Raw genomic sequence first — 23,826 nt, 5'->3', positions numbered from 1 at the left:
CAAGTGGGTTCTGGTGCTTCCCACAGACTTTCCAAAGGAAGACTATTGACGCGTCAGATTCTCCGTGACACCATGATGACCACATATTGATACCGGTATCAATATGTCTCAACAACCCACGTTGTCATCGAAAGGACCATCCGTGCTTGGCTTCAAAGAAGAGGAATTCCTCACGCAGACCCGCAGCGCACTGGCACTGCAGGGGCAGATCGAATCGGTGGTCGACTCCATCCAAGAGCGGGAACTGGCTAACCTGTTCCTTATCGGCGCCGGCGGGACCTACGCCGCGATGCTGCCCTACGAGCACTTCATCCGGTCCCGCTCCACCCTGCCCGTCCGTGCGTCCATCGGCAAAGAGCTGATGCTGACGGAGGATCCCACGTTCGGCCCCGGTTCCGTAGCTGTTTTTGCCTCTGTCTCAGGAACCACCGAGGACGTTATAGAGGCCATCGAGTTCGCCAAGGCGAAGGGTGCCTACACGGTGGGATTCACCGGATTCGGGGACAGCCCGTTCGCCAAGGCCCTCGATGTTGCTTTGGTGACGGAGCCCAAAACCTGGCCGTTCGATATCCCTATGATTCTTTTGAGCACCCGCCTACTCGCCATCCGGGGCGAATTTGAAGGGTACGCAGAACTGGCTGCAGAACTGCAGACCGTCCCCGAGAGTCTGGTGGGCGTCGCAAAGCAAGCAGAATCAGTGGCGGAAACATTTGCTGAGAAGAACAAGGACGCTGACTACCATTTCCTGGTGGGCACAGGGAACCTTTGGGGCCTCACCTACCTCTATTCCATGTGCATCTTGGAAGAAATGCAGTGGCTCCGGACCACCCGCGTGCACGGTGCAGAGTTCTTCCACGGATCCCTCGAACTGATCGAGGAAGACACCAGCCTCATGCTTCTGGTGGGTGAGGACGAGACGCGTCCGCTGATGGATCGCGTGGCCAAGTTCGCCGAAAATTACAACAAGAACACCACCTTGTTGGACAGCAAGGACTACGAACTTCCGGGCGTCAGCCCTCGATTCCGCGCGCTGCTGTCGCCGCTGATTCTGGATACCGTCCTTGACCGGTTCAGCAAACACCTTGAGCGTGTACGCAACCACTCCCTGGATCTCCGCCGCTACTACCGGGTGGTCGATTACTGACCGATACGAAGCCCGCGAAGGCCTCAGGCCGCGCTGCGGGCCCGGCTGCCCGGGCCCGCAGATTCGAGACAGGAAGAGCATGAAAATAATCGGGTTCGGGGACAACATCGTGGACCGTTTTCTCGACCGCAAAGTGATGTACCCCGGGGGAAACTGCGTTAATGTCGCAGTATTCGCCCGTCGGCTCGGTATCGAGTCCGCCTACCTCGGCGTATTCGGCTCGGATCCCTTGGGCGTCTTTGTCCGCGATGCCATTGATGCGGAGGATGTTGACACCAGCAAGTGCACCATCCGCGATGGCCTCAACGGCGTCACTGAAATCAAGGTAGTTGACGGTGACCGGATCTTTCTGGGCTGGAACGAAGGGGGCGTCACCACAAGTGATCCCTTCACTCTGGAGGAGGAACACCTCCAATACCTGGCATCGGCCGATCTGGTGCATTCGAGCGTCTATTCTGCATCGGAGGATCAGTTACCTGCCGTCCGAAGCGCTGAGGTCTTGGTCAGCTATGACTACTCGTCGGAGCCGGAACGTCGAACAGACGCCTATTTGATGCGGACGGCGCCCTACGTGGACCTGGCACTTTTGTCGTGCGGAAACATGACCGTTGCCGCCGTCGAGCATGACCTCAAACGCGTGCACGCGGCGGGCGTTTCGCTTGCGGTGGGGACGCGGGGACAGTCAGGCGCCATGATGTACGACGGCGAACGCTTCCTCACTCAGGCAGCGGCACCTACCGATCCGGGCCGGTTTGCGGACACGATGGGTTGCGGCGACGCATTCCTGGCGGGGCTCGTGGTCAGTTTGCTTGGCTCCGGGTGGAGCCGAACTCACCGCCCGCGAGCCGACGCTTTGCAGAGAGCGTTGGCGCAGGGAGCCGAGCATGCCGCGGCGCAGTGTTATGTGGAGGGCGCCTTCGGTTACGGCCGGGCCGTTGAGGTAGCAGCCGGGCCGTCGAGGTAGCAACTAGGATCTGATGCAGAGACAAATCAACCGACGGAACTGCAGACGCGGATTCCACAACTGAAGGGGGCCGGATGGCGACGGATCATCAGAACCACCCGGCTGCCCCCACCATTACCGAAGTAGCAGCAGCTGCAGGAGTGGGGAGGGCGACGGTTGCCCGAACCCTCGGGAACTATGGATCGGTCAGTGAAGCCACGCGCGCCAAGGTGATGCGGGCGGCCGAGAAATTGGGCTATCAGCCGAACACTCTGGCGCGAAGCATGACCACGGGAGTTACCAAAACTCTTGGAATTGTGCTGGCAGATGTGGCCAACCCGTTCTTCTCAGGCGTGCTCAAGGGCATCTCGGAAACCGCAAAAACGGCCGGCTATGACGCCATCATCTTGAGCACTGACGAGAAGCTTGAGTTGGAGCGCGACGCAATCGCGGTCCTTCTGGCAAAACAAGTGGACGGCCTCGTTGTTGCCTCCGCTGCGGGTCGAAGCGACGACGTTTCACATCTTTCCAATGCCATGGATCGAGGGACTCCCGTAGTTCTTATCGACCGCCTGGTGGACAAGCTGGAGACGGATTCGGTGGTGATCGATAACCGGGAAGCTGCAAGGTCGGCCGTTGCCTCGCTCATTCAGAATGGCCACCGGCGGATAGCGTTCGCATGGGGTCCGGTCACGCTGAGCCCGGCGACGGATTTGAAGCAAATGCACGGCATCCTGGATGAAGCGCTGTGGAGTGATGGTGAGCGGCTGAGGGGATACCTCGATGCCTTGGAAGAGGCGGGAATTCCTTTCGACACCGCTCTCATTACGCACGTCCTCAAGAATGAGGGCCAGGCGACACGGGCTGTCAGTGGAATGCTGGCGCTTGCGGACCCTCCCACTGCCATTTTCACCACCGAAACTGAGGCGACGGTTGGCGCTCTTCATTCCTTGCGTGCCAGGAACCTTCGCGTGCTGAAGGACGTCTCCCTCATTGGCTTCGATGACAGCCCGTGGGCGGCCGTTATGGAGCCTCCGTTGACCATGATCCAGCAACCCATGCGCCAGATGGGCGCCGTCGCATCCCAACAGCTCATCGCAAGGATCGACGGCGACACTTCTGCTCCAAAGAAGCACGTCCTGCCTTCACAGCTCGTGGCCCGCTCATCAGACGGCCCCGTGCGCGCTGCCCGCGGCGACTAGGAATTCCCTCCTGTAATTTTCGTTAGGTCCCTTCCGCGCCGACGCAAATCATGATTCACTGTGGTACCGGTATCACAAGTTCCAAACCTCCCAAAGTTCAATCTCGAGTTTCACCCTTCAGCCCGTCCAGGTGAAGTACGTCCCAACGGCGGGCATGACTTCCACTCCCACAGGTGACCCTGCTGATCGGCCCTTCTACCGAAAGAAGAATGATGCGTAAAAGCACCCAATCACTGATGGCATTGCTGGCCGGCGCCGCTATGGCGCTTACTGGTTGTGCCGACGGCGGCAGCCAGCCGGCTGCTGCCCTGGACCCTAACGCTGAGCCACAGTACACAGGAACCCTCAGTATCCTCACGAAGTTTGGCGGAGACCCGCTTGAACCGTACTTTGAGGACCTGGCTGCGGAGTACAAAAAACTCCACCCGGAAGTGTCCTTCGATCTCATCCAGGAGACGGACCAGAGCATCAAGGACAAGACCAAGACGCTGACGGCCTCCCAGGCAATGCCTGACATCTATTTCACGTGGGCTGGAAGTTGGGCCAACAACTTCATTGATGGGGGACTCGCAGCAGACCTGACCCCGGTTATTGCCCCCGGAACCGAGTGGGGCAACAACTTCGGCGAGTCCGCCTTGAAGGCGTTTGCCAAGGACGGCAAGTACTTCGCGGTACCGCTGTACAACAACGGCAAGTTCATGGGCTACAACCAGCGGATCTTCAAAGAGCTGGGCCTGACACCGCCGTCGAGTTTTGATGAACTGATCTCTTCCTGCTCGGTGCTGAAGGGAGCTGGCTACGAACCGATCTCCTTCGGAAACAAGGACGGGTGGCCAGGGCTCCACTACCTGCAGCAACTCTTCGCCTACGAAGTGCCGGCCGAGACGCTGCAAGCTGACTTCAGCCCGGGATCAGCAAAGCTCGAGGACCAGGGTTATCTCAAGGCCATGGACCAGTTCACCAGTCTGGTCAATGAGTGCACCGGCAGCGGTAAAGACTCCAACGGTGTCCTCTACACCACGGCCCAGCAGGCCTTGGCCGAGGGCAAGTCTGGAATGTACTACCAAGAGATTCTTGAATTCGATTCCACCGCATCTGCTGATTCAAAGCTCAAGCAAGATGGGCTGGGCATCTTTAAGCTTCCCGCCGCAACAGACGCCAAGGGCGATCCACAAGCGATCGAAGGCTCCCCTGAGGGCTACATCATTAATGCGCGTTCCAAGAACGCCGCACTTGCAGCTGAATTCATGAAGTTCGTTACCAATAGCCAGAACGCTGCAAAACTCTCTGCCCCGCCATATGGACAGCCCAGCGCAGTCAAGGGTGCGGTTTCCACCGAGAACTCTTCCGGACCTGTTATCGAGGGCATCAAGCAGGTAAACGAAGCATCTGCGGCGATCACCTGGTTGGATTCCGTCACTGTTCCTGCGGTTGCTGATGCCTGGTTGGCCGGTGGGGAAGCCCTGGTGGCCGGAACGCAGACCCCGGATCAGGTTCTTGCCTCCGTCCGGGCTGCTTCAAGCGCAGCAAAATAGCAGGCGACTCCATGACTGTTTCCGATACTGCTTGGAAGTCTGCTGCTCCGCCACGGGCGCCCATTTCCACTAGATCGCCGGGAAACCAGACAGGCAAGTCTGCCCGGATACGACGCTGGCGCAACTTTGTGTGGGTGCTGCCGGCAGTCCTGCTGCTCGGAGTCTTCGCTTACCTGCCACTGGTACAGAACCTTGGGTTCAGTTTCCTCAAATGGGATATCTACAGCGGCCGCCAAACCTTTGTGGGGGCGGACAACTACGTCCGCATGTTCAACGACCCCATCTTCTGGAAGTCACTCCTTAACAACGCGCTGTACGCGATCATCTCCATCGCATTTCAGGTATTCGGGGCGATGATCCTCGCCGCGATGATCGAAGGACTACGAAGCCAGAGGTGGAGGGGAATCCTTCGAGCCGTCTACTTTGTACCTTCCGCGATCTCCCTGACAGTGGCGGGCCTCCTGTTCTACTTCATCTACGAACCTGAGATGGGCATCTTGAACGCGGCGCTGGACGTCCTGGGCCTGGGGAACTTCACGCAAGCCTGGCTTGGCCAAGAAAACACAGCAATCTTCGCTGTCATCGCCATGAGCCAGTGGCAGGGCTTCGGGTACTGCACGCTTCTCTTCTCGGTGGCGCTGCAGCGGATCCCGTCCGAACTGTATGAGGCGGCGTCCATCGACGGCGTCGGGCCTTTCCAGAGGTTCTTTTCGATTTCCTTGCCACTCGTCCGGGAAATGACCGGACTGATGATGATTGTCACCGTGTCCGGAGCCTTTCAGGTGTTCAACGAAGTCATGGTGATGACCAGCGGAGGGCCGAACAATTCCAGCCAGGTCCTTGGCACGTGGCTCTACAGAAGCGGATTCGTCCGCAATGACTTTGGCTACGCGGCGGCCGTCGCCACTGCCGTCTTCATCATCACGCTGGTCCTGGCCGTCATTCAGCTTCGTATCTCCAAGAAAAGGAGGGTCCAATGGTGACGCGCTCAGGTGTACTGCTGGTACTCGGACGGGTTCTGGTCAAAGCGTTCCTGATTGCCCTCGCCGTCGTCGTCATTTATCCGTTGGTCTGGATGCTCCTGAATGGCGTGAAGTCCAACTCCGAACTGTTCTCCAATCCATTCGCCCTGCCTGTTTCATGGAAATGGGACAACTACGTCACCGCCTGGAACCGAGGGGTGGGCGACTATCTCACTACCAGCGTCCTGGTCACCGTTGCTTCCACCATTGCCACCGTGTTCATCAGTGCGTGGGCCGCTTACGGACTGACCAGGGTGAATATCCCGTTCAACAGGGTGGTGCTGATACTTATCCTTGGTGGCTTGATGCTCGCTCCCACGGTGGCATTGATTCCGCTGGTCAAGATGTTCCAGAGCTTGGGGCTGTACAACAACCTCTGGGCGTTGCTGATCCTGTACACGGCGTTCCGTGTTCCGTTCACAACGTTCCTTATCCGGGCTTACATGATGGACCTTCCCGCTGAGGTGGACGAAGCAGCATCCGTGGACGGAGCCTCCAAAGCCCGGGCGTTTTGGCAGGTCATTTTGCCCATGTGCAAGCCGATCCTGGTCTCGACTGTTCTCTTGAACATCCTGTTCACCTGGAACGAGTACTTGTTCGCCATGGTCTTCACCAGCGGGGGAGCGCTGCAAACCCTTCCGGTGGGGCTAACCAATCTGATGTCCAAGCACGGTACGGACTACCCTGTGGTGTTCGCCGGTATGGCCATCGCCGCAATTCCTGTGATTGTGCTGTTCTTTGCGGGGCAGAGGTACTTCATCCGTGGTCTCGCTGATGGAGTTGGCAAGTAGACGTGTGAGGACTGGGCTAGCCGGACTCTGCTCCGGGGCAGCCCCAGGAGTTGGGGTTTTCTTGGCAGGTGTCGGCGACGAGTGCTTTTTCTGTTTTCCAGACGTGGATGGTTTTGGTGGGTGTGGTGATGTCCAGGGTGCCGTTGATGGGTAGTGGTGGGCCGTTGTTGACGGAGTAGGTGCCGGTGAAGCTGGTGGTGATGGTTGCTGGGTAGTTGCCAGTGTCGGTGTAGCTGTGGCTGGTGCGGGTTTCGTTGCTGAGCCATTCGGTTTCGGGGATGGGGTAGCCGGGGGCTGGTGTTGGTCCGAGGGTGGTGCCGTCTCCGAAGGTGTAGCTGTAGTTGGCGGGGGTGGCGGTGAGGTGGACTGCTTGGCCGAGGATGGTGACGTCGAAGGCCTGTTCGCCTGTGGTGGTGGTGTAGAAGTTGGTGGGTCCGCCTTTGAGGGTGTGGGGGAAGGGTTGGGCTTCGAGGGTTCCGGGGTTGACGGGTAGTTGGCGGAAGTCGTTGAGGATCCGGGCGGCGATGTTGGCCAGGACGTTCTCGGGTTGGGGGTCGTAGAGGCAGGTGGGTCCGCTGACTGCTGGGTAGTCGGTCCAAGTGGGGTTTGTGATGGATTTCGGGGCTTGCCGCCAGATCACGGGGGTGCCTTCTTCTCCGTCAGGTGTTTTGGCCGGGCATTCCATGGTGAGGCAGCCCCTATCTGGCGTGTCCGTTCCGCCGGACCGGCAATGGACGTCGGCCATGTACTGATTCGGGTCCTCGGTGGCGGGACCAGGAGTTCCACCTGCGCCAACTCGAACCGCTTCACCCTTTATCGGGTCGAACTTCCAAATGACCCCTGCATCGATGGTTCCTTCTTCTTCATTGCCGGTTCCCCACGACGTTGAGCCTCCCGGACCATCGACAGCTGCCGCGGGGAGGGCAGAAAACAAGAGGACGAGACAGACGAACACGCTGAGGGCACGGCTACCGGATGACACCGATTTCCACCACCTTCCAAGAGGCTTGGAAACGCGCGACAAACACAAAGGCACTGTTAGTCGCAGCGCTCGCCGGTCTCCCTTCAGTGCCGTCTGCGTTGTAGTAGGCAATGGCATCTTGAATCACTTGAATTTTTGCCAGATGCGATGGGTCATCGGCCTTCCAGTCGAGCTCTACCGTAGGGATTTGAATTCTTCCCCCAGCCATCCAACGTCCATTGACGTAACTGTCGGTCGTTCCATCGAGAAGCTTGCTGCACGCGGTACATTCCGGGGAGTTCAGCTCGGAGAGCTCCTTGGTATCCCCCGTTTCGTTGGCATAGTTCTTGATCGCGTAGTAGTACCCAATAAACGCCTCCAGCCCGGCTTTCGAGTTCTCCTTTGCCAGCTCCGGCATCACGGGAACGGGCACGTTCTGCGCCTTCCCCATCGCGTCAGCGGGTTTGTAAACAGCGGCTGCGGTGGGAATGGCAGTAGCCGAAGCCGCCGGAGAGGCAGCGCTCAAGGTGGGTGACGCCGTCGTCGAGCCTGTCTGGGAGGCGGGGCTGCTAGGTGCGGTGCCGCCTTGGCACCCGCTCAGAAGCATCGCTATTGCAAGAGCCGCCACCGCCAGCCGGGCGCGCACTAAAGATAAGGAAATGAACGTTTGGCGTGGCATAACGAGGCTCCCCAGCAGCTGTTTTGGGTGATGTGTCCGCCAGTCTAGGTGGGGTTAACAGGCGCCACCCAGCCGGAAATTCGCGCTTGTGGATAACTTGCCTATGGCCTCCGCAACGTCTCCGACGTATTCTTGCCTCGCCGGCTTGTCATCGCACGCATCTTTATGGGGGAAATATGTTTACGTTCGAACGCCAACGCTTGTCCACATCCGGGCGTCTGCTTGTGGCGGCATTGCTCACGGGCATGCTGGCGCTCAGTGCCTGCTCTTCCCCGGCGCCTGTCGCGGAATCGACGCCCACTTCGGCGCAGTCCTCGGAGGCGCCCGCCTCGCAAGTTTCCGCAAGCGCCGACTCAAGCGCGGACCCCACTGCATCCACGGGAACCGGCGGTGTCTACGGCGAATTCACCTCCATGTCCGAGGCGTGTCTTTCGGTAAGTGCCACCATGCTGAGCGTCACTATATTGCCGCTGGCGGCAATGGCGGGCGGAAAAGCTGAAGACATCGACAAGGCAAAGCAGGAGTTGTCCCAGATGGAGGGCAAAGTGCCCGCAGAACTGAAGCCTGCGTTCGAGAAACTTCGCACCTTCACGGAGTCCGCCGGCTCGGACTTCAGTAAATACGGTGACGGGCAATTCGAGGAACTTATGAAGCCCATCCAGGACTGGACCGAGAAGAACTGCAAGTAGCCGACGCCGGGCGCGTTCCCTTCCCTCCGACGCTTCTCCCAAAGCGTCGGAGCTAGACGCTAGGGTGGTACTCAAGAGAAGGGGAGTGCTCCATGGAAGACCAGAATGTGCAGCTTGATCCCGTGCCCGGGGGCGAAATCCCTGGTACCGGACGCACCATCATCTCCGAGGCGGCCGTCGCCAAAGTTGCGGGCATCGCTGCCCGCGCAGTGCCCGGCGTCTACTCCTTGGGCTCTGCTCCGTCCCGTGCGCTCGGTGCTATCCGCGACGCCGTCGGCAGCTCGGACCATGCAGCAGGCGTCCGTGCCGAGGTCGGGGAGACCCAAGTGGCAGTGGACATCACCTTGGTTGCGCTCTACGGGCATCCCCTGCACGGGGTCGCCAACCAGGTCCGGGCTGCTGTTTACCGCGCCGTGGAGGAACTGGTTGGTCTTCAAGTGATTGAGGTCAATATCGAAATCACTGATGTCTTCATTGCACCGCCGGCCAAACCCGCCGGAAGCAAGGCAGTAGTAGTGGAAAGAGAGGCACTTCAATGAGCATGACCGTGGTGGGAATCGCTATCGGCGCTTTCGTGGCTTTCATGTCCTTCTCGTTCGGCCTCTGGGGCTTCCTGATATCCCTGCTTTTCATGGGCATAGGCGCACTGCTTGGCCGCGCGGCTGAGGGCAAGCTGGATCTTCGCAGTGTGCTGGACGCCATTACGGGCCGGCGCTCTTCGTCATGAGCGTGGCTGAGGCTGTGGAGTACACCACCAGCCTGGCCGGCCATAACCGGATCAGTACCCAGGCATTGACATCGTTGGCCCGGGCCGCCGCATCGCAGGCGCTCGGTGTTGACGCCAGCGACATCCGCGCTGATTGGGCGGACGACGACGGCCTGTTGGCTTTGTCCATCGTGGCACCTATCAGCGTCCCGTCTTTGACAGAGGTGCTGCGTGATCCGCAGCGGGTCCAAGGCTTCGGTGGTTCCATCTGGGACCGTGCTGTGGCGGCCAAGGCGTTGGTTCTTGAAACCGTGACCCAGCTCAGTGGTTCCCAACTCAGCAGGGTGGACATCAGGATCAGCGGAGCACACGTCACTGAGGGAGGCCGCGTCCAGTGACCCAAGATCAGGAAACACAGCAAGTGAACGCAGTGACCTCGAACGCCGGAACCAGCCCCGTGGCCGGGGAAGACCCGAGTATGAGCCGTATCCTGCGTCGTGAGACGCATTCGTCCCGCGCAGGAGCGTCCGTGATCGCGGCCGTCCTGGTGATAGTTCTTTGCGCCTACGCCTTGCTCGAAGCAGGAGTCCGTGCCATCGGGCAGCCGCCGTGGATTATCGATCCCACCACGGCCGCGGAGCGCATCATCGCCCTCCCGGAGGGCATCTCACCACTATTGCTTGGCGCGAGTGGCGCCGTCATCGCCATGGTGGGACTTTTCTTCCTGCTGCACGCTGTCCTGCCGGGCAGGCGTGCCCGCCATTTGCTCCGGGACCCTCGCACCGCCGTCGTGGTTGATGACGAGGTCCTGGCCTCGGCGCTGGCACGTCGTGCGCGAACTGCCGCGAACGTCACCCAGGAACAGGTGATGGTTGTTGTCTCGCGGCAATTGGTGGTGGTGAATGTGCGGCCCACCTCAGGCAGCCGAGTCAGTGAAGAAGCCGTGCTGACGGCTGTGCAGGCCGAACTTGAGGACATGTCGCCGGTGCCGATGCCTGCTGTCAAGGTCAACCTGGCGTCGTCGGGGGTGATCGGAGCGTGAACGGGACACCGCGGACCCTCAACCGAATACTGCTCTTCATCATCGGCGCGAAACTGCTGGCCGTCGGACTGCTTCTGGTGCTGTTGGCTACCGTGCCAGCAGTGGCCACCTGGTGGCATGGTTGGTCGGCTTCCGTGTGGGCGGGCGCAGAAAATGCCTTCCGGCAGACGCACCTCCCCGGGCGCGAAGAGAGCTGGCTGTGGATTGTGGCTGGCGTCGTCCTGGTGGCCGTCATCATTGCGATGATCGCCTGGTTGTCCCAGCAGGGCAAAGGCCGGGCCAACCTTCTGGTGGCGAGCGACGACGACAGCGCCGTGGACGGCGAAGTCCGGATCGGCGGTGGGGTTGCCGAGCAGGCGCTCCGGGCCGCCCTGTCCGAGAGGACAGACCTCGCCGGCGCTTCTGTTGCCACCCTTGAAGTGAAAGGCCAGCCGGGATTGCGCATTCGCATCCAGCCGAGGCAAGGGGCGGCGCCCCACATCCTTGCCGCAGAAGTTTCTCAGCTGGTTGAAGCGTTGGATCTTGTCATCGGGCAGAAAACTCCAGTGTTGGTGCACATGGTTTCCGGCGCCCGGGCAAGGTTTACCAAGGCTGAAAGGGTCCGCTGACAGTGTGGACGCCGGATGCCCTGAGTTCAACTGCCAAGGGGTAGGCACCTTGGCAGGCAATTTCCAGATCCGCCCGTAAAAACACATCCACCCGATATCCAGATCCACCGTCACAGAGGAGAACACTATGAGTGAAGAGACCACAGGAGCCGAAGCGGTAAACGACGCAGCGGGGAAGGCAAAGGACGGTGCAGGCGAAGCCCTTGAGAATGCCAAGGAATTCGCAGGCGAGGCTGTTGAAAACGTCAAGGAATTCGCTGGGGATGCCGCCGAGAACGTTAAGGAATTTGCTGGCGAGGCTGCCGAGAACGTCAAAGAATTCTTCTCGGGAGACGTCGGAGAAAATGCGAAGGAATTGGCGGGCGACGTTGCGGAGAAATCGAAGGAAATCGCCGGAGACGTAGCGGAAAATGTCAAAGGCCTGGGCTCGAAGATCGCAGGTATTTTCAAGGGCGAGAAGTAGTCACCCTTTACCGCAAGCAACGGGATGGCAGCTCACGGCAGCGCGGACTACCGCGCCACCGGGGCTGCCATTCCGCTCTCTGTTGCGGGTAGCCTGAATCCCATACCCGAAGGACAGGAGGCCGCGGTGGCTGGAACTACACTGGCTGGAACTACAGTGACTGGAACGACGGCGGCTGAAAACCTTGCGCTTGAGGCGACGGTATCCGGGCTCATGGCAGAACTGGCTGCATTGGAAGAACCCCGCGCCCGCGAAGTGAACGAGAGACACGGCGATAACCACGGGGTAAACCTCAGCAAGCTGCGTGCCATCGCGAAGAGGTTGAAGACCCAGCAGGACCTCTCCCGTGAGCTGTGGGACACGGGTGACACCGCAGCCAGGTTGCTGGCTCTCCTCATCTGCCGGCCCAAGGCCTTTGAACGGGATGAGCTGGACGGCATGTTGCGAGAGGCACGTACCCCCAAAGTGCAGGACTGGCTGGTGAACTACGTCGTCAAGAAGAGCCCGCACTCCGAAGACCTGCGGCTGGCTTGGTTCTCTGATCCTGATCCCGTTGTGGCGAGTGCCGGCTGGGCTCTGACCTCGGAACGTGTTGTCAAGAAGCCGGAGGGCTTGGATCTGACGCAATTGCTTGACCTGATCGAGGCGCACATGAAAGAAGCCCCGGACCGGCTTCAGTGGGCCATGAACCATTGTCTGGCGCAGATCGGGATCGAATTCCCGGAGCACCGGGCCAGGGCCTTGGAGATTGGGGAGCGCTTGGAAGTGCTGAAGGACTATCCCACGCCGCCCAACTGCACCTCGCCGTTCGCGCCGGACTGGATCAATGAAATGGTGCGGCGACAGTCAGCGAAGTGAGGCCGATCAGCCTCGGTTGCGGTGCATCATCCGGTAAGTGAGCTCGGCCAGGAGTTCTTCGTCGGACAGATGCGAGGCCCGTGCGATGGGGGCGCTGGGAACCGTAACGCGGGGAGGTCCTTGCCGTGATTCGTCCCGGGAGCGCATGTCGTCAGGGGTGATCATCTCCGGAGCGAAGTTCGACTTACCTTTCAGGACCTCCGACACCGAACCTGCCCTCCAGCCCAAAGCGTGCTCCAGCTTGCGCTGATTGATCTCCTGCGTTCGGCGGGTCCCGGATTCCAGTGTGCGGACCGTTTTGATGGCGGTGCCAGCCTGCTTGGCCAACTGAACCTGGCTCAATCCTTGAGCCAAGCGTTCTTCTTTGATCAGGCGGCCGATAGTTTGCAGTGCTTCAAGTTCATCCACGATTCCTACTTTTCCATAGGCAATAGTAGGCAATCAAATCAGCGCGACAAATGGCGCCTTACTGAGCCGGACCTCAAGCGATCACGCAGGGCCTGAAGCCCGCCAACCATGGCGAAGCTCAGGCTGCTTGGTATCGATGCGGTTACGTTCGGTGTAAGCGCTTGCACTTAAGCAAGCTGAGTGGTTAGTGTGAGCGTCACCACATCAATTGCGCCGCCGAATCTTTGTACTCAGCGAGGAGTCTTTAGCATGAAGAAAACCAAGTACCTGCTACCGGTCGCAGCCGCCGGTGTTCTGGCACTTACCCTTTCCGCCTGTAGCGGGGATGGCGGCGGCGGGGGATCCACCGCCGGCTCGAGCGATTGCTCCGCCTATGAAAGCTATGGCAAGCATGACGGCAAAACCGTCTCGGTCTACTCAACGATCGTTGATATCGAGGCGACCAATCTGGAGGAATCCTGGAAGCAGTTCGAAGACTGCACAGGCATCACCGTCAAATACGAGGGCAGCAAGGAATTCGAAACGCAGATCGGCGTCCGTGCACAGTCCGGGACTGCCCCTGACGTAGCGATCTTCCCGCAGCCCGGTCTTCTCGCCACGCAGGCACGGGCAGGCTATCTGAAGCCCGCTCCGAAGACTGTCTCCGATCTGGTGGACAAGAACTGGTCCCCGGACTGGAAGAAGTACGGCACCGTGGACGGCACGTACTACGCCGCACCGATGCTCGCGAACGTCAAGGGCTTTGTTTGGTATTCACCCAAGACCTTCAAGGACAAGGGCTGGGAAGTCCCCAAGACGTGGGACGAGATGATCGATCTGTCCAAGAAGATCGCGGCAGATGACAAGAACATGAAGCCGTGGTGTGCCGGATTCGAGTCAGGCGAAGCCACCGGCTGGCCCGGCACGGACTGGATTGAAGACGTTGTTCTGCGCGCCCACGGACCCGAGGTCTATGACCAGTGGGTGGCTCACCAGATCCCGTTCAATGACCCCAAGATCGTGGATTCCTTCAACAAGGCCGGCGACATCCTGCTCAACCCGGACATGGTGAACGGTGGCTTCGGTGACGTCCGCACGATCCTGAGCACCGGCTTCGCCCAGGCAGGCCAGCCGGTTCTGGATGGTACTTGCGCCATGCACCACCAGGCCAACTTCCAGGCAGCTAACTGGCCGGCAGGAACCAACGTTGCTGAGGATGGCGACGTATGGGCCTTCATCACCCCGCCGATTGACGAAAGCAAGGGCAAGGCAGTCACCGGTGGCGGCGAGATGGTTGGTGCCTACAAGGACACCGCAGAGGTCCAGTCGTTCCTGGCTTACCTGGCCAGCGCCGACTTTGCCAACAACCGCGTCAAGCTTGGCGGTGTGGTCAGTGCAAACAAGGGCCTGGATCCCAACAACGCACAGTCGGACCTGGACAAGCTGACCGTCCAGATCCTCCAGGACCCTGAGACTGTCTTCCGCTTTGACGGCTCGGACCTGATGCCAAGTGCAGTTGGATCCAACTCCTTCTGGAAGGGCATCGTGCAGTGGATCAACGGCACGTCCTCACAGGATGTTGCCAACAGCATCGAATCCAGCTGGCCTAAGAGCTAACTCCCAAAGCACTGCCTCCCCTGACTGGAACCCCCAGCCGGGGAGGCAGTGCTTTTCCCGGAACTTAGTGATTCACTCACGCCCCGGAGGTTGGGTATGGAATTTATTGGAGAAAAACTCCTACAAGTAGTGATAGCCCTGGCGATTTTTGCCGCGGTCATCGGCCTCATCATGTTGCTGGTGGACAGGGCGCCGAAATCAGTCAAGGACAAAGTCACTGTGGCAGGCTTCCTTGCTCCTGCCGCGATCCTGATGCTCGTGGGCCTGGTCTATCCGGCCATCCGCACATCAATGTTGGCCTTTACGGATTCCAGCGGCAATGGCAACGGTCTGGACAACTTCGTATGGATGTTCACGCAGCCCGAGGCACTGACCACGCTGCGGAACACCGTGATTTGGACCGTCCTGGTTCCTCTGCTCTCCACGAGCTTTGGACTGGCCTACGCGGTGTTCATCGACAAGGCCCGTGGTGAGAAAGTACTCAAGTCGCTCGTCTTTATGCCCATGGCCATCTCCTTTGTGGGAGCCGGCATCATCTGGAAGCTCGTCTACGACTACCGCGGTCCGAACATCGAACAAACCGGTGTGATCAACTTCTTCCTGGTCTCCTTGGGGATGGAACCTAAGCAGTTCCTCCTGGATGCACCGGGTAACACCATGTTCCTCATCATTGTGATGGTCTGGATTCAGACAGGCTTCGCAATGGTGATTCTCTCGGCAGCCATCAAGGGAGTGCCGGTGGAACTCACCGAGGCAGCCCGCCTGGATGGCGCCAACGCGTGGCAGCAGTTCCGCAACGTCACCATCCCGGGTATCCGTGGAGCTCTGGTGGTTGTCCTGACCACCATCACCATCGCCACGCTGAAGGTGTTCGACATCGTGAGAACCATGACCGCTGGAAACTACGACACCTCGGTAGTTGCCAACGAAATGTACACGCAGGCCTTCCGGGCCGGTGAGCCGGGACGCGGTGCGGCTTTGGCCTTGATCCTGTTCCTGATGGTGCTGCCGATCGTTGTGTACAACGCACGAGTCCTTCGTAAGCAAAGGGAGATCCATTGACAGCCACGCCAGCCCCGAAAGAGGCCTCGAAGGGCGCCGCCCGGCCGCGTCCTGGATCCGATCCCACCGAGGACGCCCAGCCGATGATGCGGCGGGTGAAGACCAAGCTCACGTCCAAGTGGGCAACAGCGGCAGCGATCATTATCGCCGTCGTATGGTCCGTCCCGACGTTCGGTCTCTTTGTTACCTCATTCCGGCCCGCGGCGAAGCAAGTGGGCCCACGCTCCGACGGTTGGTGGAATGCGTTCACTGACTGGCAGTTCACGCTAAAGAACTATGCCGACGTCCTGGTACCGGCGGGCTCGCAGTCCGCCAACCTCTCCCAGTACTTCGTTAACTCCATTGCGATCGTCATCCCGGTCACTATCTTCGTGCTGGTTCTGGCGTCCATGGCTGCCTACGTTTTTGCGTGGGGGAAGTTCAAGGGCCGCGACGGACTCTTCATCTTCGTCTTTGCCCTGCAGATCATTCCGCTCCAGATGGCACTCATCCCGCTGCTGCAGTTCTTCACGCAGACGCTTCAGCTCCCTGCGGGTTCGTACGCTCAGCTGTGGATTGCCCACACCATGTTCGGCCTTCCGCTGGGCATCTTCCTGCTGCACAACTTCATCTCTGAGATACCCGGTGAAGTCATTGAGGCGGCAAGGGTGGACGGCGCCGGACACAGCACCATTTTCTGGCGGATCATCCTGCCGCTCTCGGTTCCGGCCCTTGCCTCGCTGGCGATCTTCCAGTTCCTGTGGGTTTGGAATGACCTGTTGGTGGCCTTGGTGTTCTCCGGTGGAACGGCGGACGTAGCCCCGATTACGCAGCGTTTGGCGGAGATTTCCGGTACCCGTGGTGCCAGGGACTACCTGAACCCGGCGGCAGCATTCGTCTCCATCATCATCCCGCTTCTGGTGTTCTTCGGATTGCAGCGCTACTTCGTCCGTGGCCTGCTTTCCGGCGGCCTTAAGGGGTAGGAATTGCGGCCTCGGTTACGCAGCGCATTACGTGGCTGCGTAACCGAGGTCCGCAATCCACCAGTACACACCTAAGGTTTGAAGGCGGAGCAACGGCGGCCGGAGAGGGGAGCCTGTGTCAAAAACAACGGGTAGATCCCAACGCGGTGGCCATACCGGCGTCAGTATTGAGGACGTCGCCGCAGCCGCCGGGGTCTCCACAGCCACCGTCTCACGAGCCGTCCGGGGATTACCCCGGGTGTCTCCCGCCACCCGGGAAAAGATCCTCGAGGTGGCCAGTTCCTTGGGCTACGTTGCGTCGTCGTCGGCGTCGGGCTTGGCGACTGGCCGTACGCGCACCATCGGTGTGCTGGCTCCGTTCGTCAGCCGCTGGTTCTTCTCGAAGGCCATTGAGGGCGCGGACCGGGAGCTCCACTCACGTAAGTACAACCTCTCCCTGTTCAACTTGGGCGGCCACGGCAGCAACCGTGAGCGGCTCTTCAGCTCCACCATGGTCTACAAGCAAATCGACGCACTCCTGGTGCTGTGCATGTCCTTGACCGAGGAAGAGTTGGAACACCTCCACAAGATTGACATCCCGCTGGTGGTGGTGGGCGGTCACGTTGAGGATTGCGCGTATATCGGAATCAATGATTACGACGCCGCGTCCACCGCCGTGCGGCATCTGCTGGATCTGGGCCACAAGGACATTGCCCTGCTCCATGGCGACGACGAAACGGACCTGAACTTCGACGTCCCGCGTGTGCGTATCCGCGCGTTCCAAGAAGTCATGACCGACGCCGGCCTGGAAGTCCGGCCCGAATGGGACCAGTGGGGCGATTTCACCGTGGCCAGCGGGCAGCAGGCGTTCAACCGGCTTTGGAGCCAGCCCGGCCGCAAACCAACCGCCATCTTCTGCTCTTCGGACGAGATGGCGATGGGCGTCATTTTCGAGGCCGGCCGGCATGGTGTCAGGGTGCCGCAGGACCTTTCAGTCATCGGGATCGACGATCACGACTTCTCGTCCTCGCTCGGGCTCACCACCGTGGGGCAGCGGCCTGACAACCAGGCAGAGCTGGCCACCAAGATGCTGTTGGATGAGCTGGATGGCAACCCGGGAGCGGTCCATTCAGAGGTGGCCCCCCACAAGCTGATTGTGCGCGAGACAACGGCCCCGCCAACCCGAAACTAGGAAGCCGCGCCGGGCTTGGAAGACTGACCAGCCCGAAGAAAACAGCGCGAAGAGTATCTCCGTCACGAATCCCGCCCGCGGAGCACATAACTACTGTGACGCGATAGTTACTGTGCCGCGACCATGCCCGCCGACTCCGTAAACGGAGCATACGCAGGCATTGGCCCGGAGACACCAGTCAAGTGAAAGAGAGATCATGCATAAATCACTTCCGTCCCGGCTTGGGGCCGAAGCTTTGGGGACTTTTGTCCTCGTCTTCGGTGGATGTGGCAGCGCTGTGTTGGCTGCGAAAGTTCTCTCTGAGGACCGGATCAATATGGGAATCGGGTTCCTGGGCGTCGCTTTGGCCTTTGGGTTGGCCGTTCTTGCCATGGCTTACGCAGTGGGACATATTTCGGGCGGACACTTCAACCCCGCGGTGACCATTGGTGCCGCTCTGGCGGGCCGTGTTGAGTGGAAGGCCGTGGGTCCGTACATCGTCACGCAAGTCGCCGCTGCCTCGGTGGCTGGCCTGGCACTCTTTGCCATTGCGTCCGGTAAGGACGGATTCGATGCTGCGGCGTCCGGCTTCGCCTCCAACGGCTATGGTGAGAGATCCCCGGACGGGTATTCACTGGTAGCTGCCTTGGTAACTGAGATCGTCCTGACCGCGATTTTCCTTTACATCATCCTGGGCAGCACCGATTCCCGGGCGCCCAAGGGTTTTGCGCCCGTCGCGATCGGGCTTGGACTGACCTTGATCCATTTGGTGTCCATCCCGGTGACCAACACGTCCGTGAATCCGGCACGTTCCCTGGGAGTGGCGTGGTTCGCGGGACCTGAAGCACTCGGACAGTTATGGCTGTTCATTGTGGCGCCGATTATCGGGGCAGCCATTGCAGGCATCACCTACAAAATGTTCTTCCCCAACACCGAAGACGTGGTCCTCGAACGCTAAGGGGGAAACCGCACACCAGGCTAGGAAGCGCGGGCCAGCTGCCGGATGGGGATCCAGCGCGAAGCAAGCCTGCGGTAAGCAGCGGCCGCGCCGGTCATGTCACCTTCGGCCAGGCATTCAATGCCGAGCCGGACATCCATGGGGGACTCGTCCGGGTACACCTTGTCAGCCACAGCCCCATAGTCCAGCTCCACCATGGACTGGACGTGGAAAAGTTCCAGCCATTCCGTGAGCTGTGTCAGGTCATCCAGCATGTCCAAATCCGGCGCAGCCAACGCCAAATGGGCCACGGCAAACCGTGCCCGGTCCAGGGCTTCCGTGAGCGGTGTCCATACGCGGACGGTCAGAATGCGCCCCTCGGCCTCCACCACGTCCTTTCGGTCCGACTCACTGAAAAGCGAGAACCAGCTGAACGGGATGCCCCACGTCGAGGCGCGGGTGTGTACCCGTTTGGCGGCCTCCCCGGCGTTGATGCGATCAATCCTGGCCTGGTGCTTGTCCCGCTGCGAGACCGGAATGAGGAGATCTGCCAGCGGGCTGTGCACGCCGTCCATGAGCGCATTGGCCGCCAAGCCGGCCCTGATCACCAGTTGGCTGGGGCAGTAAAGCAGCCGTCCGGCGTCGTGATCTTCTGTTTCCAACGCCGCAGCGTGCCGTCCGGTGGGCACGCGCGTCATACGGACCAGGTCGGTGTGGCCGGTGGGAAAGGGATCGCCGCCGGAACGCGTTATGCGTCCCAGGGAGGCTTGGAGCTCCGCATTTTCGACGGCGGCCCGGGAACCGTTCCTGGTGCCCTCCGCCACGAGCTGGCGCTGCTGCTCGGGCGGGAAGGCCTCCAGGGGCTCGTAAATGCGCAGCGACGAAGAGAACGGCAGACCTGCCTGGCCCCGGTACAGGTTTCCAGTCATATCAACCGCCCTTTCGTCAGTGAGCCTTTACTTAGTCTGCGAGCTCCACGATGACGGGAGCGTGGTCCGAAGCGCCCTTGCCTTTGCGTTCCTCGCGGTCAATGGAGGCACCCGTGACCCGTGAGGCCAGTTCCGGGGAGGCCAGGCAGAAGTCGATGCGCATTCCTTCTTTTTTGGGGAAGCGCAGCTGCGTGTAGTCCCAGTACGTGTAAACGCCGGGGCCCGGAGTGTAAGGACGGACGACGTCGGTGAACCCGGCGGCCTCAAACGCATGGAAGGCGGCGCGCTCAGGTTCGCTGACGTGGGTGTAGTTGTTGGTGCGGAACAGTTCGATGTCCCAGACGTCGTCGTCGAACGGGGCGATGTTCCAGTCACCCATGAGGGCGATCTGGGCCTTCGGATCGGCTTTGACCCACTCGGCTGCGTGGCCCTGCAGGACGTCCAGCCATTTGATCTTGTACGGCATGTGCTCGTCGTCCAACGAGCGGCCGTTGGGAACGTAGAGGCTCCAGATGCGGATGCCGCCGCAGGTGGCGGCAATGGCGCGGGCTTCCTGGGCGGGGTCCTTGCCGGCCTTGCCGAATGCCGGCTGGTCCAGGAAGGTGCGCTGCACATCCTCCAAGCCCACGCGCGAAGCGATGGCTACACCGTTCCACTGGTTCACACCGAAGTGCGCAACCTCGTAACCCATGCGCTCAAAGAGCTCCCACGGGAAGTTCTCGTCCTTGCATTTGGTCTCCTGGATGGCCAGGACATCACAGTCGCTGCGCTCAAGCCAGGCTTCAACGCGGTCGGCACGGGCGCGGAGGGAGTTCACATTCCAGGTAGCTATCTTCACAGCCTCTAACTTACCGAACTTGGCGCTGAGCGCATCCCCTGACGGAGGATTACTGCCGGGCGGAGCCTAAAGATCAGTGACCGTACAGCGCTGAGGACGACGCCAGCTTGCGAAGCCCGATGCCCGAGGCGATGAGGAGCAAGCCCGTCACTATCGCGAACCCTGCGAGCATCCATACCAGGCCCAGGACGCCCAGGCCTGGATTCACCAGCACCACAATCCCGAACACGGTGGTGATCAGGCCTGTCAGGAGCCAGATGCCCCAGCTCCGGACGAAGTTCCTCGCGGCAAGAGAGAGGATGATTTGGGAAAGGCCAAGGACCAATGCCCACAATCCGATCAGCACTCCGATTGCTGCCGCCGTAATTCCCGGCAAGGCAATTGCAACAATGCCGGCTGCGATGGAGATGAGCCCACCCACTATGGTCCAGCGCGAACGGCCCGCGGGGTCGTAGAAATAGTGGGCCACGCTGGTGATGCCGTCAATGATCGCGAAAACGCCGAACATGACAACCACCACCAAAGCGGTGGCGCTCGGCAGAACAAAGATCAAGAGGCCAAAAACTATGGATAGGGCTCCCCGGACCAGCAAAGCAGTTCCCGGGCTTTTGAACATTTTGCGATCCGCTGCGTCGTGCATACGGCTCAGCGTAACCAACCACGTGCCTTTACCGCATCCCCTCGCGCCGGATAGCTGTGGCAATTGCTGCGGCACGGGTTTCGACGCCGAGTTTCGCGTAGATGTGGGCGAGGTGCGTTTTGACGGTGGCTTCGGAAATGAAGAGCCGTTTTCCAAGGTCCCGGTTGCTGAGGCCCTCGGTCAGGAGGCTGAGCAGTTCGGCTTCGCGGGGGGTGAGGATTTCGTCCGGATTCCGCAGTTGTTGGAACAGTCGCGACGCCACTGGCGCGCTCATCACGCTTTTCCCCTGCACCGCGCCCCGAACTGCTGCGAAGATCTCTTCCGGGGCGGCGTCCTTGAGTAGATAACCCATGGCTCCGGCGTCCACGGCGCGCACAATGTCTGCGTCGGAATCGTAGGTGGTGAAGACGATGACGGCCTGCTTCGGGTTCCGCTGACGGAGTTGCTTGATGGCTTCGATGCCATCCATTCCGGCGCCCATCGCCAAATCCATGAGGACCACAGCGGGCGAATGCTCCTGCACAGCTTCCAGGGCTTCCTCACCGGAGGACGCTTCCCCGACGACGGCGATGTCACCCTGGGTGCCCAACAGCGCCTTGAGTCCGCTCCGGACCACCGTATGGTCATCCACGAGGAGCACGGAGATGGTGTTCACAGGGCCTCCTTCAGGGCGTTTTCCGGATCGGTAACCCGGGCCAGCGGGAACTGCGCCGCGATGATGGTTCCTTCACCGGGCGAGCTCTCCACGGACAATTCTCCGCCCAGCTGTTCAACCCGCTGCCGCATGGCGCGGAGGCCATATCCTCCGTGTGCCGACGCCGGAGGTACCGCTGCGGGGTCAAAGCCGCGGCCGTCGTCGAACACGTCCAAGGTGACCGCGTCCGGAAGGTACCCCAGTGTCACGCTGGCATGGTCGGCTCCGGCATGGAGTTTGATGTTGGCCACGGCGCTTTGGGTGACGCGGAGCAGGGCGTGCCGCACCTCGGAAGGAACGGCCTGCGGCTCGCCCGTGACGTGGATGCTGATGGTTTCAAAGTACTGCCGTGCCGCGTGTTCCAGTGCCTCCGGGAGCGGCCCCGTCTCAAGGCCTGGCGCGGAGAGTTCGTGAACCAGGCTGCGGGTGTCTGCGAGGTTTCGCCGGAGCAAATCTGTTGCCTTGCGTACGTCGTCGTGGGCGGTTTCAGCCGGCCAGGAGCGCTGGGCCGCCTCGAGGAGGAGCAGGCTGCTGGCAAGGCCCTGGGTGACGGTGTCGTGGATTTCGCGTGAGACGCGCTCGCGTTCGGTGGCAATTCCGGCCTCTCGTTGCTTCGCCGCGAGTTGCTCCTGGGCTTGAGTGACGTCGTCGAAAAGTTTGCGCTGCAGTGCCGCGTCGCGCTCAATCTTGTCGTAAATCAGGGTGAGCAGGGCGCCGGCAGCGAGGGGCCCGAGCAGCATGGCGACGTCCGTCCAGTCGCTCATCCGGAAGAGCCCGACGGCGGTAGCGGCCGCCGTCGCACCTCCTGCCACGTAACCGGCCCACCCGCGGAAGGCCGTGCGCGTGAGGAAGAAAATGGCGAAGGAACACCAAGCGAAGCTCGGGGCGACCACCACCAACGCGGCCCACGCTGCCACCAAAGCCACCATCCACGGAATCCAGAGCTGGTGTGCGCGCTGGCCCGGTGGTTGGCGGTGGGCCAGCACAGCTGTCACCGCATACAGCGCGCACACTGCCCCGGCCAAAGCAACGGTCCACACGTTGTCTGCGGGGGAGTGGCGCATGACGTACCGGACTGCAGAGGACACCATGAGGACGGCAAAGCCTGCATGCACCACGGCATCAATACGGCCATCGAGCCGGGTGCTGGGCTGGTTGCTGGGTTTTGTCCGTAGTCGAGCAGTTGCCATGGGTGGGTCCCGTTCCGGGTATCGGTGGAAGGCGTTCTTTCCATGCTAGATCCCGCACGGTCATTGGTCTCTCCACCTTTTGGCTGATACCGGTGGCGGAAAGGCTGAGGCGGGGAACGGCGCCCGGCCGATGTGGCGTGGGACGGTTCGCGAAAGCATGGAGACGTACCCGATGCTTACTACGAGGAGAACCCTGTGAAGAAGTCCAACAAGATGATCGCCGCCGCCGCTGCAGGAGCATTGTTGCTCACCGGCGGTGTGACTGCCGTGGCAAACGCGGTGTCGCCGGCTGCAGCTCCAGTTGCCGCAGCTGCCAAGGCTCCCGCGGAGGTTCAGCCGGCACCGGAGAACGTTGTGGCCCAGAACCGCATCTCCGTGGGCGCCTCCAGCGCAGCCGTCAACGCCGCGCTCGCCAAGTGCCAGGCGGACAAGCTGCCGTTCGTGACCGTGGCACTGGTTGACCGTTTCGGCACCGTCCAGGCACTCCTCCGCGGCGACAACGCCGCCGAGCACACCATCGAAGCCGCCAAGCAGAAGGCCTACACGGCCGCTGCATTCGGTGCCCCCACCAGCGAGCTCGCCAAGCGCATCAACGGCAACGGCCCCTCCATCGCAGACCTCCCGGGCACCTTGTTCCTGGCCGGCGGCGTTCCGTTGAAGGTCAACGGCGTCTCCATTGCCGGGATCGGCGTTGGTGGCGCGCCCGACGGCGCACTCGATGAAGCCTGCGCAACCGCCGGTGCCGATGCCTTGGCCGTGGCAGCGAAGTAGCCTGTG

At 60.8% G+C, this 23,826-nt stretch carries 28 protein-coding genes; 20 read left to right on the top strand and 8 right to left on the bottom strand.

The window, feature by feature from the left end; translation table 11 throughout:
* Nucleotides 1-142: 142 nt before the first annotated feature.
* The 6 genes from ACIQH5_RS13880 to ACIQH5_RS13855 all read left to right on the top strand — a co-directional run bounded on the left by ACIQH5_RS13880 (nucleotide 143) and on the right by ACIQH5_RS13855 (nucleotide 6,637).
* Complete coding sequence (locus ACIQH5_RS13880; RefSeq protein ID WP_400404241.1) at nucleotides 143-1,144, top strand: SIS domain-containing protein; 1,002 nt, start codon at nucleotides 143-145, stop codon at nucleotides 1,142-1,144.
* Between the two features lie 79 nt (nucleotides 1,145-1,223).
* Nucleotides 1,224-2,108 (top strand): PfkB family carbohydrate kinase, encoded by an 885-nt coding sequence (locus ACIQH5_RS13875; protein WP_400404239.1) that lies wholly within the window; start codon nucleotides 1,224-1,226, stop codon nucleotides 2,106-2,108.
* Between the two features lie 74 nt (nucleotides 2,109-2,182).
* A complete protein-coding gene (locus ACIQH5_RS13870) occupies nucleotides 2,183-3,289 on the top strand; it encodes a LacI family DNA-binding transcriptional regulator (protein WP_400404238.1) in 1,107 nt (368 codons plus the stop codon).
* A gap of 209 nt (nucleotides 3,290-3,498) precedes the next feature.
* A complete protein-coding gene (locus ACIQH5_RS13865; RefSeq protein ID WP_400404236.1) occupies nucleotides 3,499-4,824 on the top strand; it encodes an ABC transporter substrate-binding protein in 1,326 nt (441 codons plus the stop codon).
* A gap of 11 nt (nucleotides 4,825-4,835) precedes the next feature.
* Entirely contained in the window at nucleotides 4,836-5,807 is a 972-nt protein-coding gene (locus tag ACIQH5_RS13860; RefSeq protein ID WP_400404234.1) for a carbohydrate ABC transporter permease, read from the top strand.
* The gene (locus ACIQH5_RS13855; RefSeq protein WP_400404233.1) at nucleotides 5,801-6,637 is read left to right on the top strand and encodes a carbohydrate ABC transporter permease; all 837 of its coding nucleotides are present in this window, start codon (nucleotides 5,801-5,803) and stop codon (nucleotides 6,635-6,637) included. Before ACIQH5_RS13860 ends, ACIQH5_RS13855 begins: the two co-directional genes overlap by 7 nt.
* A gap of 16 nt (nucleotides 6,638-6,653) precedes the next feature.
* On the opposite strand, the gene ACIQH5_RS13850 is transcribed toward ACIQH5_RS13855, so the two are convergent.
* Both ACIQH5_RS13850 and ACIQH5_RS13845 read right to left on the bottom strand, forming a co-directional pair.
* Entirely contained in the window at nucleotides 6,654-7,619 is a 966-nt protein-coding gene (locus ACIQH5_RS13850) for a hypothetical protein (RefSeq protein WP_400404231.1), read from the bottom strand.
* Nucleotides 7,606-8,277, bottom strand: coding sequence for a DUF6318 family protein (locus ACIQH5_RS13845; RefSeq protein ID WP_400404229.1), 672 nt, complete (start codon nucleotides 8,275-8,277; stop codon nucleotides 7,606-7,608). Before ACIQH5_RS13845 ends, ACIQH5_RS13850 begins: the two co-directional genes overlap by 14 nt.
* 176 nt (nucleotides 8,278-8,453) lie before the next feature.
* Here ACIQH5_RS13845 and ACIQH5_RS13840 point away from each other — a divergent pair, with 176 nt between their 5' ends.
* From ACIQH5_RS13840 to ACIQH5_RS13805, 8 genes are all read left to right on the top strand, one after another.
* Nucleotides 8,454-8,966 carry a hypothetical protein gene (locus tag ACIQH5_RS13840; protein ID WP_400404227.1) on the top strand — a complete coding sequence of 171 codons (513 nt, stop codon included), beginning with the start codon at nucleotides 8,454-8,456 and terminating at the stop codon, nucleotides 8,964-8,966.
* A gap of 92 nt (nucleotides 8,967-9,058) precedes the next feature.
* Nucleotides 9,059-9,505 carry an Asp23/Gls24 family envelope stress response protein gene (locus tag ACIQH5_RS13835; RefSeq protein ID WP_400404225.1) on the top strand — a complete coding sequence of 149 codons (447 nt, stop codon included), beginning with the start codon at nucleotides 9,059-9,061 and terminating at the stop codon, nucleotides 9,503-9,505.
* A complete protein-coding gene (locus tag ACIQH5_RS13830) occupies nucleotides 9,502-9,693 on the top strand; it encodes a DUF2273 domain-containing protein (RefSeq protein ID WP_018779541.1) in 192 nt (63 codons plus the stop codon). Before ACIQH5_RS13835 ends, ACIQH5_RS13830 begins: the two co-directional genes overlap by 4 nt.
* Nucleotides 9,690-10,070 (top strand): hypothetical protein, encoded by a 381-nt coding sequence (locus ACIQH5_RS13825; RefSeq protein WP_400404223.1) that lies wholly within the window; start codon nucleotides 9,690-9,692, stop codon nucleotides 10,068-10,070. The genes ACIQH5_RS13830 and ACIQH5_RS13825 overlap by 4 nt, the downstream gene beginning before the upstream one ends.
* Nucleotides 10,067-10,714: a DUF6286 domain-containing protein gene (locus tag ACIQH5_RS13820; protein ID WP_400404221.1), complete on the top strand. Its 648-nt coding sequence runs from the start codon at nucleotides 10,067-10,069 to the stop codon at nucleotides 10,712-10,714. The genes ACIQH5_RS13825 and ACIQH5_RS13820 overlap by 4 nt, the downstream gene beginning before the upstream one ends.
* Nucleotides 10,711-11,322, top strand: a complete 612-nt coding sequence (locus ACIQH5_RS13815; RefSeq protein ID WP_400404219.1) for a hypothetical protein — start codon at nucleotides 10,711-10,713, stop codon at nucleotides 11,320-11,322. Before ACIQH5_RS13820 ends, ACIQH5_RS13815 begins: the two co-directional genes overlap by 4 nt.
* Before the next feature lie 127 nt (nucleotides 11,323-11,449).
* On the top strand, nucleotides 11,450-11,785 hold the full coding sequence (locus tag ACIQH5_RS13810; RefSeq protein ID WP_400404217.1) for a hypothetical protein: 336 nt from the start codon (nucleotides 11,450-11,452) through the stop codon (nucleotides 11,783-11,785).
* A gap of 141 nt (nucleotides 11,786-11,926) precedes the next feature.
* Entirely contained in the window at nucleotides 11,927-12,643 is a 717-nt protein-coding gene (locus ACIQH5_RS13805) for a DNA alkylation repair protein (RefSeq protein WP_400404367.1), read from the top strand.
* A gap of 6 nt (nucleotides 12,644-12,649) precedes the next feature.
* On the opposite strand, the gene ACIQH5_RS13800 is transcribed toward ACIQH5_RS13805, so the two are convergent.
* Nucleotides 12,650-13,051 (bottom strand): multiprotein-bridging factor 1 family protein, encoded by a 402-nt coding sequence (locus ACIQH5_RS13800; protein ID WP_400404215.1) that lies wholly within the window; start codon nucleotides 13,049-13,051, stop codon nucleotides 12,650-12,652.
* A 249-nt stretch (nucleotides 13,052-13,300) separates the two neighbouring features.
* Between ACIQH5_RS13800 and ACIQH5_RS13795 the strand changes: the two genes are divergently transcribed.
* The 5 genes from ACIQH5_RS13795 (at nucleotide 13,301) to aqpZ (ending at nucleotide 18,779) form a co-directional block, all read left to right on the top strand.
* Nucleotides 13,301-14,647 carry an ABC transporter substrate-binding protein gene (locus ACIQH5_RS13795; RefSeq protein WP_400404213.1) on the top strand — a complete coding sequence of 449 codons (1,347 nt, stop codon included), beginning with the start codon at nucleotides 13,301-13,303 and terminating at the stop codon, nucleotides 14,645-14,647.
* Between the two features lie 96 nt (nucleotides 14,648-14,743).
* Nucleotides 14,744-15,709, top strand: coding sequence for a carbohydrate ABC transporter permease (locus tag ACIQH5_RS13790; protein WP_400404211.1), 966 nt, complete (start codon nucleotides 14,744-14,746; stop codon nucleotides 15,707-15,709).
* Complete coding sequence (locus tag ACIQH5_RS13785) at nucleotides 15,706-16,671, top strand: carbohydrate ABC transporter permease (RefSeq protein ID WP_400404209.1); 966 nt, start codon at nucleotides 15,706-15,708, stop codon at nucleotides 16,669-16,671. The genes ACIQH5_RS13790 and ACIQH5_RS13785 overlap by 4 nt, the downstream gene beginning before the upstream one ends.
* Before the next feature lie 115 nt (nucleotides 16,672-16,786).
* Nucleotides 16,787-17,842, top strand: a complete 1,056-nt coding sequence (locus tag ACIQH5_RS13780) for a LacI family DNA-binding transcriptional regulator (protein ID WP_400404207.1) — start codon at nucleotides 16,787-16,789, stop codon at nucleotides 17,840-17,842.
* Between the two features lie 196 nt (nucleotides 17,843-18,038).
* The gene (gene aqpZ, locus ACIQH5_RS13775) at nucleotides 18,039-18,779 is read left to right on the top strand and encodes an aquaporin Z (RefSeq protein WP_400404205.1); all 741 of its coding nucleotides are present in this window, start codon (nucleotides 18,039-18,041) and stop codon (nucleotides 18,777-18,779) included.
* Between the two features lie 20 nt (nucleotides 18,780-18,799).
* Here the strand turns inward: aqpZ and ACIQH5_RS13770 are convergent, their stop codons facing one another.
* From ACIQH5_RS13770 to ACIQH5_RS13750, 5 genes are all read right to left on the bottom strand, one after another.
* The gene (locus ACIQH5_RS13770; RefSeq protein ID WP_400404203.1) at nucleotides 18,800-19,687 is read right to left on the bottom strand and encodes a hypothetical protein; all 888 of its coding nucleotides are present in this window, start codon (nucleotides 19,685-19,687) and stop codon (nucleotides 18,800-18,802) included.
* Between the two features lie 31 nt (nucleotides 19,688-19,718).
* The gene (locus ACIQH5_RS13765; RefSeq protein ID WP_024819278.1) at nucleotides 19,719-20,525 is read right to left on the bottom strand and encodes an exodeoxyribonuclease III; all 807 of its coding nucleotides are present in this window, start codon (nucleotides 20,523-20,525) and stop codon (nucleotides 19,719-19,721) included.
* A 73-nt stretch (nucleotides 20,526-20,598) separates the two neighbouring features.
* Nucleotides 20,599-21,165, bottom strand: coding sequence for an HdeD family acid-resistance protein (locus ACIQH5_RS13760; RefSeq protein WP_400404200.1), 567 nt, complete (start codon nucleotides 21,163-21,165; stop codon nucleotides 20,599-20,601).
* Nucleotides 21,166-21,193: 28 nt separating this feature from the next.
* The gene (locus ACIQH5_RS13755) at nucleotides 21,194-21,820 is read right to left on the bottom strand and encodes a response regulator (RefSeq protein WP_400404198.1); all 627 of its coding nucleotides are present in this window, start codon (nucleotides 21,818-21,820) and stop codon (nucleotides 21,194-21,196) included.
* Nucleotides 21,817-23,049 (bottom strand): sensor histidine kinase, encoded by a 1,233-nt coding sequence (locus tag ACIQH5_RS13750; protein WP_400404196.1) that lies wholly within the window; start codon nucleotides 23,047-23,049, stop codon nucleotides 21,817-21,819. The genes ACIQH5_RS13755 and ACIQH5_RS13750 overlap by 4 nt, the downstream gene beginning before the upstream one ends.
* Nucleotides 23,050-23,244: 195 nt before the next feature.
* Here ACIQH5_RS13750 and ACIQH5_RS13745 point away from each other — a divergent pair, with 195 nt between their 5' ends.
* Nucleotides 23,245-23,820 carry a heme-binding protein gene (locus ACIQH5_RS13745; protein ID WP_400404194.1) on the top strand — a complete coding sequence of 192 codons (576 nt, stop codon included), beginning with the start codon at nucleotides 23,245-23,247 and terminating at the stop codon, nucleotides 23,818-23,820.
* Nucleotides 23,821-23,826: the final 6 nt, after the last annotated feature.

This window comes from Paenarthrobacter sp. NPDC091711, assembly GCF_044756605.1.
Lineage (GTDB): Bacteria > Actinomycetota > Actinomycetes > Actinomycetales > Micrococcaceae > Arthrobacter.
Note: the sequence above shows the minus strand (reverse complement) of the source record. Positions and strands in the feature narration are given on the sequence as shown.

Excerpts from the sequence above, each read along its gene's own strand:
- ACIQH5_RS13870 (WP_400404238.1), top strand. The coding sequence starts at position 2,183 with ATGGCGACGGATCATCAGAACCACCCGGCTGCCCCCACCATTACCGAA.
- ACIQH5_RS13810 (WP_400404217.1), top strand. The coding sequence starts at position 11,450 with ATGAGTGAAGAGACCACAGGAGCCGAAGCGGTAAACGACGCAGCGGGG.
- aqpZ (WP_400404205.1), top strand. The coding sequence starts at position 18,039 with ATGCATAAATCACTTCCGTCCCGGCTTGGGGCCGAAGCTTTGGGGACT.
- ACIQH5_RS13795 (WP_400404213.1), top strand. The coding sequence starts at position 13,301 with ATGAAGAAAACCAAGTACCTGCTACCGGTCGCAGCCGCCGGTGTTCTG.
- ACIQH5_RS13790 (WP_400404211.1), top strand. The coding sequence starts at position 14,744 with ATGGAATTTATTGGAGAAAAACTCCTACAAGTAGTGATAGCCCTGGCG.
- ACIQH5_RS13845 (WP_400404229.1), bottom strand. The coding sequence starts at position 8,277 with ATGCCACGCCAAACGTTCATTTCCTTATCTTTAGTGCGCGCCCGGCTG.
- ACIQH5_RS13840 (WP_400404227.1), top strand. The coding sequence starts at position 8,454 with ATGTTTACGTTCGAACGCCAACGCTTGTCCACATCCGGGCGTCTGCTT.
- ACIQH5_RS13875 (WP_400404239.1), top strand. The coding sequence starts at position 1,224 with ATGAAAATAATCGGGTTCGGGGACAACATCGTGGACCGTTTTCTCGAC.
- ACIQH5_RS13760 (WP_400404200.1), bottom strand. The coding sequence starts at position 21,165 with ATGCACGACGCAGCGGATCGCAAAATGTTCAAAAGCCCGGGAACTGCT.
- ACIQH5_RS13825 (WP_400404223.1), top strand. The coding sequence starts at position 9,690 with ATGAGCGTGGCTGAGGCTGTGGAGTACACCACCAGCCTGGCCGGCCAT.
- ACIQH5_RS13835 (WP_400404225.1), top strand. The coding sequence starts at position 9,059 with ATGGAAGACCAGAATGTGCAGCTTGATCCCGTGCCCGGGGGCGAAATC.
- ACIQH5_RS13860 (WP_400404234.1), top strand. The coding sequence starts at position 4,836 with ATGACTGTTTCCGATACTGCTTGGAAGTCTGCTGCTCCGCCACGGGCG.
- ACIQH5_RS13865 (WP_400404236.1), top strand. The coding sequence starts at position 3,499 with ATGATGCGTAAAAGCACCCAATCACTGATGGCATTGCTGGCCGGCGCC.
- ACIQH5_RS13830 (WP_018779541.1), top strand. The coding sequence starts at position 9,502 with ATGAGCATGACCGTGGTGGGAATCGCTATCGGCGCTTTCGTGGCTTTC.
- ACIQH5_RS13855 (WP_400404233.1), top strand. The coding sequence starts at position 5,801 with ATGGTGACGCGCTCAGGTGTACTGCTGGTACTCGGACGGGTTCTGGTC.
- ACIQH5_RS13750 (WP_400404196.1), bottom strand. The coding sequence starts at position 23,049 with ATGGCAACTGCTCGACTACGGACAAAACCCAGCAACCAGCCCAGCACC.
- ACIQH5_RS13770 (WP_400404203.1), bottom strand. The coding sequence starts at position 19,687 with ATGACTGGAAACCTGTACCGGGGCCAGGCAGGTCTGCCGTTCTCTTCG.